General features: G+C 61.5%; 15 protein-coding genes and 1 tRNA gene. 11 read left to right on the forward strand and 5 right to left on the reverse strand.

All coding sequences use genetic code 11. The annotated features are described in order from the left end of the window. The first annotated feature begins 6 nt into the window (after positions 1–6). Positions 7–1242, forward strand: coding sequence for a copper resistance D family protein (locus EH165_RS01785; RefSeq protein ID WP_124797768.1), 1236 nt, complete (start codon positions 7–9; stop codon positions 1240–1242). Positions 1243–1248: 6 nt separating this feature from the next. Here EH165_RS01785 and EH165_RS01790 read toward each other — a convergent pair whose 3' ends face one another. Continuing rightward, the gene (locus EH165_RS01790; RefSeq protein ID WP_124797769.1) at positions 1249–2748 is read right to left on the reverse strand and encodes a hypothetical protein; all 1500 of its coding nucleotides are present in this window, start codon (positions 2746–2748) and stop codon (positions 1249–1251) included. A gap of 51 nt (positions 2749–2799) precedes the next feature. Further along, the gene (locus tag EH165_RS01795; protein WP_124800234.1) at positions 2800–3798 is read right to left on the reverse strand and encodes a prephenate dehydrogenase; all 999 of its coding nucleotides are present in this window, start codon (positions 3796–3798) and stop codon (positions 2800–2802) included. A gap of 156 nt (positions 3799–3954) precedes the next feature. Here EH165_RS01795 and EH165_RS01800 point away from each other — a divergent pair, with 156 nt between their 5' ends. From EH165_RS01800 to EH165_RS01810, 3 genes are all read left to right on the forward strand, one after another. Beyond that, on the forward strand, positions 3955–4431 hold the full coding sequence (locus EH165_RS01800; RefSeq protein WP_124797770.1) for a tRNA adenosine deaminase-associated protein: 477 nt from the start codon (positions 3955–3957) through the stop codon (positions 4429–4431). 14 nt (positions 4432–4445) lie between these two features. Further along, entirely contained in the window at positions 4446–4898 is a 453-nt protein-coding gene (locus tag EH165_RS01805) for a nucleoside deaminase (RefSeq protein ID WP_422392121.1), read from the forward strand. Between the two features lie 149 nt (positions 4899–5047). Then, positions 5048–5137: transfer RNA gene (locus EH165_RS01810), tRNA-Ser, on the forward strand. A 298-nt stretch (positions 5138–5435) separates the two neighbouring features. On the opposite strand, the gene EH165_RS01815 is transcribed toward EH165_RS01810, so the two are convergent. Continuing rightward, a complete protein-coding gene (locus EH165_RS01815; protein WP_124797772.1) occupies positions 5436–6725 on the reverse strand; it encodes an MFS transporter in 1290 nt (429 codons plus the stop codon). Positions 6726–7280: 555 nt separating this feature from the next. After that, positions 7281–7415, reverse strand: a complete 135-nt coding sequence (locus tag EH165_RS16400) for a hypothetical protein (RefSeq protein WP_277870517.1) — start codon at positions 7413–7415, stop codon at positions 7281–7283. Positions 7416–8208: 793 nt separating this feature from the next. Here EH165_RS16400 and EH165_RS01820 point away from each other — a divergent pair. The 6 genes from EH165_RS01820 (at position 8209) to EH165_RS01845 (ending at position 13641) form a co-directional block, all read left to right on the forward strand. Next, a complete protein-coding gene (locus EH165_RS01820; protein WP_124797773.1) occupies positions 8209–9252 on the forward strand; it encodes a hypothetical protein in 1044 nt (347 codons plus the stop codon). Between the two features lie 255 nt (positions 9253–9507). Further along, a complete protein-coding gene (locus EH165_RS01825; RefSeq protein WP_124797774.1) occupies positions 9508–9939 on the forward strand; it encodes a hypothetical protein in 432 nt (143 codons plus the stop codon). Between the two features lie 27 nt (positions 9940–9966). Continuing rightward, the gene (locus tag EH165_RS01830; protein ID WP_124797775.1) at positions 9967–10398 is read left to right on the forward strand and encodes a nitroreductase family deazaflavin-dependent oxidoreductase; all 432 of its coding nucleotides are present in this window, start codon (positions 9967–9969) and stop codon (positions 10396–10398) included. Between the two features lie 43 nt (positions 10399–10441). After that, the gene (locus tag EH165_RS01835; protein ID WP_124797776.1) at positions 10442–10675 is read left to right on the forward strand and encodes a DUF6480 family protein; all 234 of its coding nucleotides are present in this window, start codon (positions 10442–10444) and stop codon (positions 10673–10675) included. Between the two features lie 59 nt (positions 10676–10734). Further along, positions 10735–11358, forward strand: a complete 624-nt coding sequence (locus EH165_RS01840) for a GOLPH3/VPS74 family protein (RefSeq protein ID WP_124797777.1) — start codon at positions 10735–10737, stop codon at positions 11356–11358. 75 nt (positions 11359–11433) lie between these two features. Beyond that, positions 11434–13641, forward strand: a complete 2208-nt coding sequence (locus EH165_RS01845) for a RecQ family ATP-dependent DNA helicase (RefSeq protein WP_124797778.1) — start codon at positions 11434–11436, stop codon at positions 13639–13641. Positions 13642–13730: 89 nt separating this feature from the next. Here EH165_RS01845 and EH165_RS01850 read toward each other — a convergent pair whose 3' ends face one another. Further along, the gene (locus tag EH165_RS01850; protein WP_124797779.1) at positions 13731–15065 is read right to left on the reverse strand and encodes an MFS transporter; all 1335 of its coding nucleotides are present in this window, start codon (positions 15063–15065) and stop codon (positions 13731–13733) included. Between the two features lie 245 nt (positions 15066–15310). Here EH165_RS01850 and EH165_RS01855 point away from each other — a divergent pair, with 245 nt between their 5' ends. Continuing rightward, positions 15311–16726 carry a neutral zinc metallopeptidase gene (locus EH165_RS01855; protein ID WP_124797780.1) on the forward strand — a complete coding sequence of 472 codons (1416 nt, stop codon included), beginning with the start codon at positions 15311–15313 and terminating at the stop codon, positions 16724–16726.

Genomic DNA, 16726 nt, shown 5'->3' on the forward strand with positions numbered 1-16726 from the left:
AGGCGCATGACGGACGCCGCACGCCAGTACGTGCGCTGCCTGCTCAAGGCATGCCACGATGGTCGGGTGGGGTCAACACGTTCGCCAAGTAACCGCCAGCCGCCGGTCAAAGCTCGGCCGGCGCTGCGCCGACCGGCAGTCCCGGCGCCAACCGCAACATCCAAGTTTGCCGGTGTTACGACCTCAGCCGCCTGGTTCGCAGCGTTGCTCGCAGCTGCGGGCCTGGTCGCGGCAATCGTGAGCACCGGCGCGACGCAGCAGGCGTCCATCGCCGGACTCCCCAACGTTTCTGCCGGCATCAACTACGGCATTCCGATCTTCCGCACTCTGCTCGACATTGCCGTGGTTGCTGCGATGGGCCTCGCGCTGCTCTCCAAGTTCCTGGGTTTCGACCGACCCGAACGCACCGAACCGATCATGATCAAAGCCCGCCGACTGGCGTACTGGGCGTCCTGGTTGTGGACCATGTCGGCGCTTGCTTCGTTGGTGTTGCTGTCTGCTCAGGTCTATGCAGGTAATTTCCCGAAGCGCAGTTCCGCGTTTTTGGACGTCGTGACGGCGCCGTATTCGTTCTTCGAGTACCTGGTCACCTCGCCGCACCTGATCGGCCGCTACGTTGCGAATGTGCCTGCTGGCAAAGGACTTTTGATCACGGCAGCGTTCGGTGTGCTGTCGATCTGGCTGTGCCGGGCCAGCATCAAATATGGCGAGACGGTGCCGGCGGAGGTCCGGGTGGGTATTGCTGCCTTCGCGTTGCTGCCGCTGCCGCTGACCGGCCATGCCTCCGACTGGTACTGGCACGACTTCGTGATGATGTCGATGGAACTGCACGTGGTGGCGTCATCGGCGTGGGCGGGCGGTCTTGCCGCGTGTGTCATCTTCCTCGCTCGTAGCCCGTCGCTGCTCGCCGTAGCGCTGCCCCGATTCTCCCGGTTGGCAACCTATTGCGTCTTTTTAGTCGCGGCAACCGGACTTTTTTCGGGCATAGCAGGGCTAGCGACCTCCAAAGTAACCCGGATGCCGCAGGCGATCTGGGAAACCCACTACGGGCTTCTTCTGATCGTCAAACTAACTTGTATCGCACTCGTTGCGGTGACGGCTCTGCATGTTCGCCGCGTCATCCTTCCTCGGATCGCGCGCCGCGAGAAGAACTCGGTAGCGCTCTGGGCGGGGCTCGAACTGGTGGTGCTCGCCGTAGCGTTCGGCGTCGCGGTGGTGCTGACGCGATCAGCTCCTTACTAGAGCTGGCTACCGGCTCTTGGCTCGCGGTTGTGCGCTTTGCTTGACCGGACGACCGGGACGCTTGACCGGAATATGCGAACCAGCCAGCGCAGCAGGCGCTCCCATCAGGTATCCGTTCTTACCGCGGGCAGGTTCGGCGGCGTACTTCACCGCGCCCGCTGGCGGTCGGGGCGTCCCAAAGCCGAGCCAGCGTTGCGCGGCGTAGGTAATAAGCAGCCAGGTCGCGACGGCGCCTGGCAGTGCCCACCACAGGGACGCGTAGTCGACGGGTGGGAAGCGGAGGGGATCGCCGGCGCCGGCAGCGTAGGCAGCCTCGACCTGCTCGATTGGCTTGTAGGCAAGATCGGTGGGCGTTCCGGAAACCACGTTCTGCAGCCAGAGCGCGCCGTAACCGCCTGCGGTGACCAACACTCCGCCGAGCACGGCCCGCAGGTACGCGTGTGCGCGGACCAGGAAAAGCGCGTCCACCAGCACTCCGACGCCCACCAACCAGACCGGTGGAACGGAGGGGGGGAACGAACCGGCCACCAGCAGCGGCAGCGTGACGGCGCGATAGAGGACGTAGCCGCCGGTGATCGCGGTCGCGGTCCAGAACTTGCCCACCATATGACGTGCTAGGACGAGGATCGGTACACACACCACCAGGGCCCAGATCGGGTAGACCCAGGGCGGGATCGGCAATGCGAACTTCTCGAGCGAGATGGCATCCACCGGGCGGCCAAGCTGCCCGGCGGCGAAGTTGAGAAGTTCGCCCTCCGCGTAGGCGCTGCCGCGGAACCACGAGGCGATTTCGAGGATTCCGTATTCCTGCTGCAGCTGTGCGAAGTGGGCGTTCTCGAAGAAGAAGGCGAATAGGGCCGTCAGACCGATCGCCCAGCTCGCCGTGTTCTCGCGGGGGTAGCGCAAGTACCACAGGCGAATAATGCCGGCGATCATCACGGCGGTGCCGAAATAAAGCATCGCGTGCGAAGGCGACCAAGCGGTCAGATCCAGCCCATTGACGCGATGGTTGATGACGTCAATGGGCGCGGCAATCAGGAAAATTCCGGTACCCCATTGGATGATGCGCAGAGACAACTTATCGACGCCGTAGCCGGTGATCGAGTAGGTCAACACGAGCACAATGGCGATGCCGGTGCCCACGGTGTTGAGCAGGTGCGGTGGAGCTAAATCATCGCGTAGCCACTTGAAATGCCAGGAAACATCCCAACTTGAGCCCAAAAGTTTGCAGGCCAAGGCGACGAGCCACCACCGGAGCATCAGCTTGTCGACAGACTTCGGGGTAGGACGGCCGGGAAGGCCGCGAGTCCAGTACGTCCGGAGGAACGCGCCAAGACGCTGCATAGGGAGGCCTCTCACAATGGTGTTGCCCGTCGCGGCGTACAGATTTTGTCCGTATTGCCGCCAGGCTGGTGATGGGAATGAGACTACGGCGTAAGCCCCGGAGCTGCCCAGTCTTCGCCCATTGATACCGTGCGCGTCCGTGCGTCCCCATGCCCTGGCCATCCCGTGCTCCGAACGTGAACGGCTCCAGCCGCAGATCCGGCAACCCTGCTGTTAGAGGTCACCATCAAGGCTCGGGTAGAGGGCGCGCACGAGTGCGCCTTCCGGGTCGCCGGCTTTCAGTGTGAGGTGCGTGACGTGCCCGCCCGCGGAACCGACTGCCAACAGCTGCTCCGCGAGGTCCTGTCCGGTGAGTTCGACCGCCGTCAGGTCGCTCCCGCGGTCGTCGAACGCAAGCCGCGCAGCGTGGCCCGCTTCAGTGATCTTGACCAGCGAGCCGGTGGATGCCAGCGAAGCCCGCGCGACCCCGATGATGCCCAGGGCATCGTCCAAAGCGTCAACCAGCGCGGGGACGTTAGTTTCCGTGAATGCGCGGATCAGTTCGGGACGCGTGCCCGCAACCCGAGTGCCATCGGCAAATGACGAAGCGGCCAGCGACATGGCAAGCGGGCCACCCAGTTCGCCCACTTGCGCCAGCGCCAGCGCCAACAGGTGGGGCAGATGGGAGATGCGAGCGACCGCGCGATCATGCTCCCCGCTCTCACACGGCACAACGCGGCTACCGACGGCGAGTGCGAGGGCAGCCACGGGGAGCCAATCAGCGATGTCGGTCTCCTCGTCAATACAGGTGACCCAGGCAGCCCCTCGGAAGAGGTCCGGTGAGCCGGCCCTCCAGCCGGAGTGCGCAGTCCCCGCCATGGGATGTGATCCGACAAAGCGAGCATGGGGGGCGTGCTGGCTAACCAGGTCGGCAACCATCGATTTGACGCTGGCCACATCGGTGAGCCGAACGGTCGGAGCGACATCGTTGATGGTGCGCAGCAGCGGAGCGAATGTCGGCACGGGGGAGGCCAGCACAACAAGGGCGTCCGTATCGGCAGCTTTTGCGAGGGCTTCCTCTAGAGAGGCGGAGACCGCGAAACCGTCTTCGAGTGCGCTTTGCCTCGTTTGGTCGCTGCGCGACCAGCCGAACACGCTGGTCTTAGTGCTTGCCGCACGCATCAGCGAGCCCCCGATCAGTCCCAACCCGAGGATGCACACGGGCGGCAACATCAAGTCTGGTGCGGTCGCAGATTCAGTCGTTTTAGCGGTCACACGCGTCATCATCCCCGATGCGATTCAGGCTGCACCACCGACTCTGTGGTTACTGCAAACTTTGGACCTGGCTTTGCTTGGAAATGCAGTGACTTCCCGCGTACGGTTGGCCGCGTGAGCACCGAGGGATTCGCCGTGGCAGTAGTCCGCGCAGACGGGAAATGGAGCTGCTCGCTGCTTGCCGCAGATTTGCTGGACGATCTCGACGGCATCATTACCGGGCTACGTCGCGTCGCAGCCGACGGCGCCGTCTTCGGGCTGGTGTGCGTTGATGATGAGTTCTTCGTCGTCATTCGTCCTATCCCCGGTGGTGTGTCCCTGCTGCTCTCCGATGCGACCGCAGCGCTCGACTACGACCTGGCGGCCGACGTCCTCGACCTGTTGCATCTGGAAACGCCGGACGAGGACGACATCGATGACGATGCTTGGCCGGAGGGCGACCTCGCGCTTCTTGCCGACCTAGGGGTGCCGGAGCAGGAATTGGCGCTCATCGTCAACGAGGTGGACCTCTACCCGGACGAGCAGCTGGCAATGATCGCGCAGCGATGTGGTTTCGCCGACCAGCTGGCAGCGGTCATCGACAAGTCGTGACGCCCGCACCCGCCCTGCACTCTGACGAAGATCTCATCCGCCGAGCGCTGGGCCATGGACTTGCAGCCGGTAAAGCAGGGGATGTGCCCATCGGCGCGGTGGTGATGGCGTCGAACGGCGAAATTATTGCGGTGGCGGGTAACGCCCGTGAAGCCCGCCAGGATCCGACTGCACACGCGGAAATCCTCGCTTTATCGACCGCGGCAAAGGCCCTCGGTACGTGGCGCCTCGAAGGTTGCACGTTGGCGGTCACCGCGGAACCGTGCACGATGTGCGCGGGCGCGATCGGATTGGCTCGGATCCAGCGAGTCGTTTTCGGCTGTTGGGAACCCAAAACCGGTGCAGCAGGATCGTTGTGGGACGTTTTGCGGGATCGGCGCCTGACGCACCGGCCCGAGGTCCGCGGCGGGGTGCTGGAGGCAGAGTGCGCCGCCGCGTTGGTGGAGTTCTTCGCGCAGCACCGGTAGAGCCGGTGCTTCCTGGGGGTGCTTCTTGTGGGTCCCGCTGCCGAGTGCAGCGTTACCACGCTCATGGGAGGGTTTGTGCGTGGTAATCCTGCACTCGCCGGGGCTTGAGGCGGTAAAACCACTCCCGGCTGTCCGGTAAAGTTTTCCCCGGTGGCGTGTCCGAGCGGCCGAAGGAGCACGCCTCGAAAGCGTGTGAGCGTGAAAGCGTTCCGTGGGTTCAAATCCCACCGCCACCGCCAAACAAATACCCTGTTTTGCCCGGTTGAACAGGCAAAACAGGGTTTTTTGTTGTCGGTAGACAGCGCGTATTCCTTAATCTGCAAGTGTCGCCTGCCAGGGTGAAGGGACCACCGCTAGAAACCAAGTGGCAGAAAGTAGGTCCTTTCACCCTGGCAAGCGACAGCGTGCAAACCCGAACTAACCTTCAATGCGGTAGTTGCAATCCGTGCGTAAGTTTTCTGGACCCATGGTGTGCCATCGGAAGTCCCGACTCCACTATCAAGACTTGGATTTTCGATCCATGAGCCGAGCATCGCATTATGCATTTGGGCGAGCCTCAATCTCGTTATTCCCTATGTTTGCGTGAACTGTAAATTCTGATTGTGCTTCAAGGATGCGAAGTCCTCTGGCTAGATATGAGAAGACGGCGGCTGCAGCTAAAAGACCGGCGAAAACCAGGAGTGCAAGTATGTGACCGGCGGTTGTAAGCAATATCGTTCCGATGAGTGGAGCTAACGGGTTCAGACCGTCGGTTAACACCTCGTCGGCGGTAGTGACCCTACCTTGGATAGTGATCGGCACCGTCATTGTCTCGTATGTGGCAATGGCGCTGAGCAAGGGAACCACCAAGATGCATCCTGCAGCTAGTGCCGGAAGTATTATGAGCGCAGTCTCGGCAAGTGCCGCAGTTGCAAAGCCAAATGCAGCAAGCGACAGTGCCAAGACTGCAGTTTTCCGCAAAGAAATTCGCGCGGCGACTGCTTGCGAGAAGAGCGCCCCGAGTATTAGCCCTATGGCGCATGCGCTCTGTACCGCACCAGTGAGCGTCGCAGAGAAATGACGTTGTTGCATAGAAATTACTAGCGTTATTACGTAGCCGGCGGAGGCGAAGCTTGCGATCGCGCCGATTGCTGTCAAGCTTCGGAGTACTCTATGGTGCGCAATGAAAGCCATACCAATGAGCATTGATGATTTGAATGTTGCGTCGGTTCGTTTACAGGTGTTATCGGCCAACGACCGTCTTATCAGAAGGATTGCTAAGATTGGAGCGAGAAAAGTGATGGAGTTTATCGCAAGGGGCAGCCAGTCAAAGGTAGCGAACAGAAGGCCTCCAATCGGAGGACCGAGAACGCTACATATCGCAGCGCGCGCCTGGACTATCGATGTTGCTACACCGATGTCTTCTGACTGGACGATCGAACGCAGCGCCGCCCTCCCGCAAGCTCGATAGAGGCAAGATGCAGTCGAGACGCATAGGATGAAGACAAAAAGGAGGACGAAATTGAATCTGCCGGCGAAGACAAGCCACGCCAACAGGCCGTATGAGATAAGACCTCCGCACGCACTGATCTTCATGATGATTCGCTTGGAATAGTGATCTGCGACCCATCCTGCGGGCACGCCAATGAGGAAGAGAGCCAACATTTCAACAGCGTCGATGAGGCCCGTGATTATCGCGCTGGTACTGTATTTAAACGCGATCAGGATGACGGTGATTGCCCCCATAGCGGTGCCAAATTCGCTGACAGCGTTACCAAGCATAAGCAGCCGAAAGTCTCCATTTCCTTTGATTGGTCCGGGAGCGATATTTCCTGACGCTCGAGCCATCCGCCTTCTCAACGGTTCCGGCCCTCAGCTCGGTTATCTGCAGAGTCGAGACCTGTCCCAGCCCCAAGGGATTGGAACTTCCGGAACGTTTGATCGTTCGCCTCAAACAGACGCATGGTACTCATCTCCACGACGTAGATTGTATGATTGTCGCGCGCGATTATGTGAGATGGCTTCCCTTGAATATTAAGGTTGCGCCATCCGTATGCAACTTGTTGTTCCGTGAGCGCATGCATCAGAGACTCCGCCAGAGACACGGCAATCAGGTCTTAAACCTGCTTTCCCACTGGCGCTCGCTCTTGGCAAGCTCCTTCGGCTGGATTTCTCGCATGTGTTGAAATCCTCCCCATGACGCTTTCGACGGTAGTCTATCGGTGGCGCGGAGTAGAAGCGAAAGGCTGAAATTTCTGGTAAAGACTTGCCGAGTAAAATTATTTTACCCGTTTGGACGTCTGACACGGCAAAGGCTCTGGTCTTACGGGAATGAATCGCAGCAGGCGCAACGGCTGGACTCGAACAGTTGTAGCTCTATTGGAGGCTGCATAGTCGGGCGCTCTAGGCGTTTCCCGCAGCATCGATGAATCTGACAACGTCAATAACGGGTCTCGAGGTGCTGACTGCCTCTGGATGAATGGTGCGGCGGATGTCTATCCAGGCCTTCGCCTGAGTCCGCCGTTCCGAGGTTGTCACGCTGATCAGTTTCGGGTAGCTGGTCTTGGCATAAACCGGTCGCGGCAGCGCTGATTGTTGCTGTAGCCGCTACCGGTCCGTTTGATATTTGTGTCGCCCAGGTTTTTATCTCGCCTATCGCGTTGGAAGCGCTGGTGGTGATTGCGGCCAGGATCTGTGGCCACCAGGTGGTGACAGTCTTTGCCACGGTGTCGATTTCGCCCTTCGCGTCCACCTTGACGTAAAGGTCGCAGGTCTACTTCTGCCGTCGTGCGGCGACCCGTTCGTCGGGTCGCAGGGTCGATCTGGGTTGTTCTTTGACCGCCCATGCTGCTGCGAGCTGATCACTGGGGTGTTCGATGGCGAATACCGATCACACTTTCGCCAATGCAGCCGAGGAGAGGCTGCCGCCGCCCCTGAGCAGCAGAAACATGTGCGCCCAGTTTTGTTCCCGGCCCAGCCTCGGGGCCCTTAGTCGTGGGTCACTACCTGCTTAGCCAGTTTGGCAATAGGGAACAGATCGGCCACCATCTGCGCATTTGGTAGCTGTGTCCGCAGCACTCGTCGGCATGGGGCATAGCTTATCCCCGCGACCAACATCCCACCGCCACCGCCAAGAAAATACCCTCTGATCTGGCCTATAAGTCCAGGTCAGGGGGTTTTTGTCTGAGATGACCAGGTGTGGAAGGTGTGTTGGTGCTCACCTTTGCCCACAACCCGGCTCTCTCGTTCGCAGGTGAACGCATTTGCGTGGCCCGCCAGCACGGACGCGACGTAGGTGGCCTAGTGGGACTGATGCGAGGACAGTGGGTCCATGTCTGATCAATTTGCCTGGGTGCCCGACGTCGCACGCGGCGAGTGGCTTCGCCAGATGGAAGCAGCGCCGTTTGGCAGCATCGCGTCAATAGTGCCTCCGGGTTTCGAGTCCTATGCCCGTATATTCCATCCGGCCGGTCGGGACCGCCCGACCGGAACGAAAACGTGGCACGGCTTTGACGGGCGGACGTTGTGGGACGGCGCCTCGGACGCAGAATCGGTTCTCGATACAGAGCGAACCAGCTGGGCGAATGCCGCCGAATCGTTCGGCACCACCATGCACTCCCAGGCGCAATTCGCGCGGCTCGTGCGATCCGCCTCCGAAGGCGCTCATCAGGTGGTAGCGGCCGACGGCTGGCGCTACAACGAACCATCGGAAGGGTCGCTGGACGCAGACACCCTCGCTGCAGTCGCGAGAATTCTCGCCCGTCACACCGACACCCAGGACCACGGGATCGCGGCAATCTGGGACGGCTGGGGCGGCCTTGTCAGTTCGGCGGGATTCGTTAGTTTCGGGTTCAGCCCTGCTTACGGAATGCCTGCCCGATACCGCGATGAGACCGGTGGGCAGGGAATGGGCCCGTCGCTGGGCGAGCGACTTGCGGCATCGGCCCGGCTGGGGATCGCAAGGCTGCGTTCGGTAGTCGGCGCACGCCCGGGAGTGGCCCACCACCATCCGAAACCCGGTACCGGGCTGCTGACTGAAGAGGTTGCGGCTGGGTCAAGGTTTGAACTACACGCGGCTACCGGGCGGCGCTACGTCTTGTTCGAAGCGGGGGCAACCGATTTCTCGGATGCTGAGTTATGGCCGGATAGTGCTCCGTGGGTCGGCAACACCGTGCGGCCGCAGTCGCCAAGCATCCTGTGGCCCGACGATCACTCCTGGGTGCTCGCCACCGAAATCGACTTCGATTCGACTCTCGTCGGGGGGACGGCGGCGCTCATTGACGAGCTCGTATCGGACCCGTCGCTCGAAGTGCTCCCCATCGATGTTGAGGCTGATTTATCCTGCGAGGGCGACGGGCTCAATTGCATCGACTAGTTCACCGGTCTTCACCGCAGTACCAAAGATGGCGATGGCAGCGGCAAGGCCTCTCGGGCAGGTAATACTCTGAGCCAAATGCGTCCTGCGGAACTGCTCATAGGCAGAATTGCCCGCCCCGGGCCCGGACACCCTAGGGCCGAGTGTGACGGTTAGGCATGAATAACGTCACGCGTCTTCCGCGACAGCCAGGGCAAACCCGGCATGACGAGGGGCCACAATAGAAATGGTTGTTGCTCCCGCCAGCCTTGACGTTTGGATCAGAAGATTATGAAGAAGCTGCTCCCCAGCATCGCGATCGCCGCGCTATTGCTCACCGGTTGCGGGCAAAGTTCCGACGAGGCCGGTGCGAGCCGGGCGTGTGCGCTGCTTGCCAGCAGCGAGAACTCCGTTTACGACGCAGTCTGGCGGTGGGTCGAAGCAGGTAAGCCAGCTGGCGGCACCACCGCTATTTCTTCCGCGCTTTTGCAACTGCCAGCTCGGGTGCACAGCGCTGCGCAGGCGGCGCCGGACACACTGCTACCCGCCTTCCGCGACCTGGAGACTGCTGCGGAGCAGTGGAAGAAACCGAGCGATGACGTTGCCGCGCAAAAGTTCTCCAAGGCCGCCGCGACCGTGAACACGGCGTGTGAAGCCGCGGGCGCACCGATGAATATTCGCAACCCCACCAATGGCACCTTCGAGTAAGGCGAGGACGGGTCTAGCGTTGTCGTTATGACTTTCGACGCTGAGTACGAACCGAGCCCTACCAAGTGGGTACGCGACCAGGTCGCTGCCATTGAAGAGTCCGGAGGCACGGAGGGAACGATGATGCTCGGCATGCCCGTCATCATCGTGAACACCATTGGCGTCAAGACCGGAAAACTGCGCAAGATTCCCCTGATGCGAGTAGAACATGACGGCGTCTACGCAGCTGTCGCATCGTTGGGCGGCGCCCCGAAGCACCCGGTCTGGTACTTCAATGTCACAGCAGACCCCAGGGTTGAGGTCCGAGACGGACAGCATGTGGCGCGATTAACCGCACGTGAGGTTTTTGGCGACGAGAAGGCTGTGTGGTGGGAGCGCGCAGTGGCTGCGTATCCGCCGTACGCGGAATACCAACAAAACACCGAGCGCGTCATCCCGTTGTTTGTGTTGGAGCCGTAGATCACGCGGTTGGCCACACCCGAAGATGGGTAGGAACTTAGTCATGACCGCGCTGCCTCCCGACCCAGATCCCACGAACGATCCCGACCTCGACGCCGGCGGGAGCGTGCTGCCGGGCAGCACCCCGCCGGATTCAGGCTCCGCGACAGTGGGGCTGAGCCACAAGCCGAAAGAAACTCCCAAGAACCTGGGGCCGATCGTCATTGGGATCACGATCACCCTCGCCGTGATGATCTCCGTATTCCTCATCCTTGACGCCTTGGGGCGGTTCAAGTAGCGGCAGTTAGATCTGTCGGTGTGACCGGTGTCCTGCCCGGGGTGAAGTACCGTCGGGGTATGGGTGAGACGAATCTGTCGCTGATCGACGAATTGGCTCTTCTGGCGCTGCGCGAGGAGAACGGGCGTCCGCTGATCGGCAAGATGGAGCTCGACTGCGCTTTTGCGGGCGCCTTGCTGGCTGAGCTCGAAATCGCCGGTCGGATCGCGCTGGTGAACTCTCTTGTCCTGCTGGTGGATCAGGCCCCCGTGGGCCACGACGGTGTGGATTCGTTGCTGCGTCAGATCGCGGCTGATCCGGAGCCGCACAAGCCTGAGTTCTGGGTCCGCACCCTGCAACCGCACCACCCTCGCACGGGCGTGTTGACTTCGTTGACGGAGCAGGGCTTAGTCAAAGAGCAGGAAACTAAAATCCTCGGGTTGTTCACTCTGAAGCGCTACCCGCAGATCAGCCGAGTGCCCGAGGCTGAAATTCGCGATCGGATGAGCGCCGCTATTGACGGGCAAGAGGTGCCCAGCCGGGTACTGGTACTGATTTCTCTGGTAACGGGGTGCGGCCTCGCCCGCAAGCTTTTCACCCTTGCCGATCGGCCGAAGGTGCGAGAACTGGCAAAACAGCACTGGTCCGGGCTTGCCGTCCGCTCGGTGATCGATATGAACTACACAGAAGTTGCCGCGGGCTAACTTCACCGGCCGCGCTCCGAGGCGCTGACCTTGGCCGTTGCTCGGCTGTCGGTGTGGTGCGGCACTGTTATCCATATGACGAAACCCGACCAGGCTGAGCGCCTCGCATCTGGTGGCCTCGCATCTGGTGGCCCCGCATCTGGTGGCCCCGCATCTGGTGGCCCCGGTGTGGACCGCATTGAGCTGCGGGAGCGGGCAGAACACCACCTGCGCGACCTTGTGCAGTCGCAAGAGGCGGTGCTCCGCGCGGATCAGTGGGTGGCGATAGAAGCTCTGGTCGCTGACCGCAGGCGGGCGCTGGTGGTTCAGCGCACGGGCTGGGGGAAGTCTGCCGTGTACTTCGTGGCGACCGCCCTACTGCGCTCGATGGGTGCTGGCCCCACCGTGATCATCTCACCGCTACTGGCGCTGATGCGGAACCAGATCTCGGCCGCCGCTGCGGCCGGCATCACCGCGGTGACGATCAACTCTGCCAACGCCCAAGAGTGGGGCCAGACCTACCAGCAGGTGCGGGCCGGCGAGGTGGACGTACTTCTGGTGTCGCCGGAGCGGTTGAACAACCCGGGTTTTCGAGACGAGGTCCTGCCCGGACTTGCGGCCAGCGCGGGCCTGCTGGTGGTGGACGAGGCGCACTGCATTTCCGATTGGGGCCACGATTTCCGACCGGACTACCGACGGATCCGCACCATGTTGACTCAGTTGCCCGCCGGTATTCCGGTGTTGGCGACCACGGCTACAGCGAATGAGCGCGTGATGACGGATGTTGCCGAACAATTGGAGACCAGCGCTGCGGGCGTCGGGGCAGATGTTCTCGTGCTGCGCGGGACGCTGGACCGGGAGTCTTTGCACCTGGGTGTCGTAACACTGCCCAGCCAACCGGCGCGGTTGGCCTGGTTGGTCGAGCAGCTGCCGAAGCTTCAGGGGTCGGGGATAATATACTGCCTCACGGTCGCCGCCACCGAGCAGGTGGCAGATCACCTGCGGGCCAACGGTTTTGAGGTTGCAGCCTATTCTGGCCAGACGGATCAGGCGGAGCGATTGGACGCCGAGCAGCGACTCCTCGGCAATCAGGTGAAGGCCTTGATCGCTACTTCTGCTCTCGGAATGGGTTTCGACAAACCAGATCTCGGTTTCGTGATCCACCTGGGGATGCCTGCATCGCCGATTGCTTATTACCAACAGGTGGGCCGCGCCGGCCGCGGTGTCTCTCGCGCCACCGTGGTGGCATTACCCGGCACCGACGATCAGCAGATCTGGGAGTACTTCGGGTCGCTGGGATTTCCGCCGGAGTCCGCAGTGCGGGAAACGCTCGCCGTACTCGGTGCTTCGCCCACACCGATCTCGGTTCCAGCTCTAGAAGCGCAAGTTTCGCTGCGCAGGTCGCGGTTGGAAACCATGCTGAAGGTCCTCGATGTCGACGGTGCGGTTCGTCGCGTGGCCGGCGGGTGGGTCGCGACCGGCCAAGCCTGGGTGTACGACGCGGATCGGTACGACCGCGTCAATACTGCGCGCCGCGGTGAGCAGAACTCGATGCTGGAATACCTTTCGACCACAGAGTGCCGGCTTCAGTTTTTGCGTCGCGTGCTCGACGATCCGGGTGCCGGCCCCTGCGGTAGGTGCGACAACTGCGGTGGGTTGGCGCTCGCGATGCAGGTTGACGCCGCCGATGTCGCCCGGGCCGCCGAGCGATTGAACAAACCGGGTGTGCCGGTGGAGCCGAGGGCAATGTGGCCGACCGCGATGAGCCAGCTGGGTGTGGCATTAAGCGGCAAGATTGCCCCCGGTCAGCGCCCCGAGCAGGGTCGCGCCGTCGCGCGGCTGGACAGCCTCGGACATGGGTCTGCGCTCCGAGAGCTGTTCTCTAGCAACACCCCCGATGGTGAGGTCCCGATTCCGTTACGGCATGCCATGGTCGCGGTCCTCGACGATTGGGACTTCCCGGCTGGGCGCCCCGCCGGCATCGTTTTCATCGACTCGGCGTCCAGGCCACTGTTGGTGGCCCACATCGCGCAGGGGCTGGGGCGCTTCTTGAAGCTGCCCGTCCTTGGGTCTTTCGTTCTCGCCCAAGACGGGCCGTTGAACACAGGTCAGAGCAACTCGGCGCAGCGCCTCAAAACTGTGGTGAACCGTCATCATCTGCACCTGGAAAGCAACCTTGGTGCGGGGCCCGTGCTGTTGGTGGACGACTACACCGACTCAGGCTGGACCCTGACAGTGACCGCGAAAGCGTTGCGCGAAGCCGGCGCCACGGCGGTCTATCCCTTCGTTCTGGGTGTCCGGTAATGGCGCGGCGGGCGGGCCCGGCAATTTTTTGGGCCCGCGACAACTGTGCGGGAGAAGAGTACTGCCAATCAGCGCGGGGTGCTGCTCGGTTAGTGGGTGAGCGCTGGTTGCGGTGAGCGGACTCGCAGCAACATCAACAGCCCGGCAGCGATCACCAGCATGATGCCGTACCCGCCCACCCGCTCGTTGTCGGTCACGCCAGCCCCAAGCGCGTAGAGCGCCGGTGCCAAGAAGGCGACGGCCCGACCGGTGGTGGCGTAGAGACCAAACATCTTGCCTTCGTTGCCCGTGGTGATCAGGCGCGCCATGAACGTCCGGGAAGCCGATTGCGCTGGACCGACAAATAAGCACAGGATCAAACCGAACACCCAAAATGCGGTCGGGCCCGAAAGCGCCAGCAGGATGCAGCCACTGACCAGAATGCCCAGAAGGGAATAAATGATCACTTTTTTGGGGCCGAGGCTATCGTCGAGGCGCCCTGCGGCTAATGCCCCGATGGCGGAGATGACGTTCGCGGCAATGCCAAAAATGAGCACGTCCCCAGTGGGAATATCGAACAACGAAACCGCCAGGATTGCGGCGACGGTGAAGATGTAGGACATCCCGTCGCGGAACACCGCTGAGGCGAAAAGGAAATACAGGGTGTTGCGGTCCTGTGCCCACAGTCGCTTAATGTCGCCGATCAGCATTTTGTAGGAGTCGACGAGCGATTGCCTGCCCGCCCCTGGGTCGGCGGGCTTCTCCGGAACTTTGAACAAAACGGGCAGCGCGAAGACCGCGAACCACACCGCTGCAAACACGGCAATTAATCGGATGTTGAGGCTCTCGTCCGTGGAGATTCCGAACAGACCCGCCGTGGGTGCGTTGTCTTCGCCTGCGATGAAGCCGACGTAGGCGATCAGTAGTAAAACGATGCCACCGAAATAGCCCATTGACCATCCGAGTCCGGAGACCCGGCCGACCGTTTGCGGGGTGGAGATCTGCCGCAACATCGCGTTGTAGGACACCTCCGAGAATTCGAAGAACACCAAGCCGGCCGCGTACAAGACGATGCCGAGGAGGAAGTAGGAGGGATCGGGTTTGACGAAGAACAGCCCAGCCGAGCACGCCACGACTGCCGCCGTCCAGATGGCGACCGATTGCCGTCGCTTACCGAGCGCATCGGCGCGCTGGCCGGCGACCGGAGCGAATAAGGCGATCAGAATGCCCGCAATGGCAACAGCGATCGAGAGTCGCGCGGATGCTTGCGCTTCCGACATATCGCCAGCGACATTGCTGGTGGTGAGGTAGCGCGAAAAAATAAAGGTGACGACGACGGTATTGAAGGCCGCGGAACCCCAGTCCCAGAAGGCCCACGCAACTATCTGACCCCGGCTGCCCACCGGCTGCGCTGGACCCGACACCGACGAATCGATTTTGCTCATACCCCGGCAGCATAGGTGCCCTACCGGGATTAGCGGAACAGGTGCTCGTGTCACTCGCTAGGGGTCCTTGAGGTTCGGCGCTGCCGTTGTGGGGATAACCCCTGCCGCGCGGCCCGCATTAGGGCACAATTACGGTGTGGCACGGCGGCTCAGTGCGCCTTTGTTGGCCGTCGGTGCTGACTAGGTACACGGCGGGGCGGGAAGTTGCAGTCTCGGCCGTGTGGCCGGGGTTAACGGAGGAAAACATGGCTGCCCAGGGCGCTACTCAATTCCGGTCCCGGGCGGGGCGCGTGATGCCCGCGGTGCTCGCGACAGCGCTGTTGCTGAGTGGGTGCGCGACGACCATTTCTGGCAATGCCTCCAGTGATCCGATGGCGGTGCCGTCTACTAAGCCCGCCGGGTACACGCCGTCCTCCTTTCCGATCAGGTTTGCGTTGGATGACGGGCCGGATCAGGTGGTGAGGGATTCCTTGGATGACATCAACCGTTACTATTCCGAGTTCTTCCCGCAGGTGTACGGAATCGATTTCGAACCGCTTCGGGGCGGCTATTACTCCATTGCGCCAGGGGAAGGGCATGCCTCTTCCTGCATGGATGGCCCTAACGACGAAGCCGTGGTCGACAATGCTTTCTACTGCCCAGCATTCGACGAGATTGCCTACTGGCGCCCGCTGGTGGACGAGTTCGCGAGCAATTACAGCGATCTTCAGGTGGCGTTGGTGATGGCGCACGAGCTGGGGCACGCCATTCAGGCGCGTGTTGGCGACACCAGTAACCTCTCAATTGTAATGGAAACCCAGGCTGACTGCTTTGCGGGCACGTGGGCCAAACAAGTGCAAGAAAAGAAGGCCCCGCACTTCAGTTTCAACGAAGAAAACCTGGACCTGACCCTTGCAGCGTGGGCTTTGGTGTTGCCGGACCAGGTGGGTTCAGATCCGAACGACCGTAGCGCGCATGGAAGCGCCTTCGACAGGGTCAGCGCCTTCCAGGAGGGTTACCAGTCCGGGCCGACCGCTTGCCGTGACGATTTCAACGACGCCAGGGTCTTCACCCAACAGGAGTTCAGCTCGGACAACGCCAGTACTGATGGCCTTGGAAACGCCACCTACGAGGAGACGCTTAAATTCTCCGAGAGCTCCCTCAACGAGTATTTCACCACCAAATTCAAGGAATTGGGAGTGGAGTGGAAGCCGCCGACGCTCACTGTGGGTCCGACCGGTTCGGATGGGTGTCCCGAAAAACACATTGTCTCCTATTGCCCAGATTCCAACACCGTGTTGATTTCCGATGAGGTCAGCTTGCGCGAAGTGCACCGAAAAAGCGGTGATTACGCTGTGCTAACAGCGCTGGGATTGGCGTACGGTTCTGCGGCTCTGGTGCAGCTGGGATATTCCCTCACCGACCAGCGCGCTGTCAGCGCAGTGAGCTGCTTGACGGGAATCTTCAGCGGGGAGGTTCTCCGCGTTCCGGGCACCTACGGTTTACAAATTAGCCCGGGCGATTTCGACGAAGCGACAGTGTTGCTCCTGCAGGCTGATTCGGCCAACCACTTGGTCAACACAGGCAGCGACCCCGCCTTCGACCGACTCGATCAGTTCCGATTCGGTGTTATTCAGGGCGCGGGAGGCAGCATCACCGCCTGCGGTCTCCGGGCGGGGTGA

The sequence above is a fragment of the Nakamurella antarctica genome (assembly GCF_003860405.1).
Classification (GTDB): Bacteria; Actinomycetota; Actinomycetes; order Mycobacteriales; family Nakamurellaceae; genus Nakamurella; species Nakamurella antarctica.

Excerpts from the sequence above, each read along its gene's own strand:
- EH165_RS01785 (WP_124797768.1), top strand. The coding sequence starts at position 7 with ATGACGGACGCCGCACGCCAGTACGTGCGCTGCCTGCTCAAGGCATGC.
- EH165_RS01790 (WP_124797769.1), bottom strand. The coding sequence starts at position 2,748 with ATGGCCAGGGCATGGGGACGCACGGACGCGCACGGTATCAATGGGCGA.
- EH165_RS01795 (WP_124800234.1), bottom strand. The coding sequence starts at position 3,798 with ATGTTGCCGCCCGTGTGCATCCTCGGGTTGGGACTGATCGGGGGCTCG.
- EH165_RS01815 (WP_124797772.1), bottom strand. The coding sequence starts at position 6,725 with ATGGCTCGAGCGTCAGGAAATATCGCTCCCGGACCAATCAAAGGAAAT.
- EH165_RS01820 (WP_124797773.1), top strand. The coding sequence starts at position 8,209 with ATGTCTGATCAATTTGCCTGGGTGCCCGACGTCGCACGCGGCGAGTGG.
- EH165_RS01830 (WP_124797775.1), top strand. The coding sequence starts at position 9,967 with ATGACTTTCGACGCTGAGTACGAACCGAGCCCTACCAAGTGGGTACGC.
- EH165_RS01835 (WP_124797776.1), top strand. The coding sequence starts at position 10,442 with ATGACCGCGCTGCCTCCCGACCCAGATCCCACGAACGATCCCGACCTC.
- EH165_RS01840 (WP_124797777.1), top strand. The coding sequence starts at position 10,735 with ATGGGTGAGACGAATCTGTCGCTGATCGACGAATTGGCTCTTCTGGCG.
- EH165_RS01845 (WP_124797778.1), top strand. The coding sequence starts at position 11,434 with ATGACGAAACCCGACCAGGCTGAGCGCCTCGCATCTGGTGGCCTCGCA.
- EH165_RS01850 (WP_124797779.1), bottom strand. The coding sequence starts at position 15,065 with ATGAGCAAAATCGATTCGTCGGTGTCGGGTCCAGCGCAGCCGGTGGGC.
- EH165_RS01855 (WP_124797780.1), top strand. The coding sequence starts at position 15,311 with ATGGCTGCCCAGGGCGCTACTCAATTCCGGTCCCGGGCGGGGCGCGTG.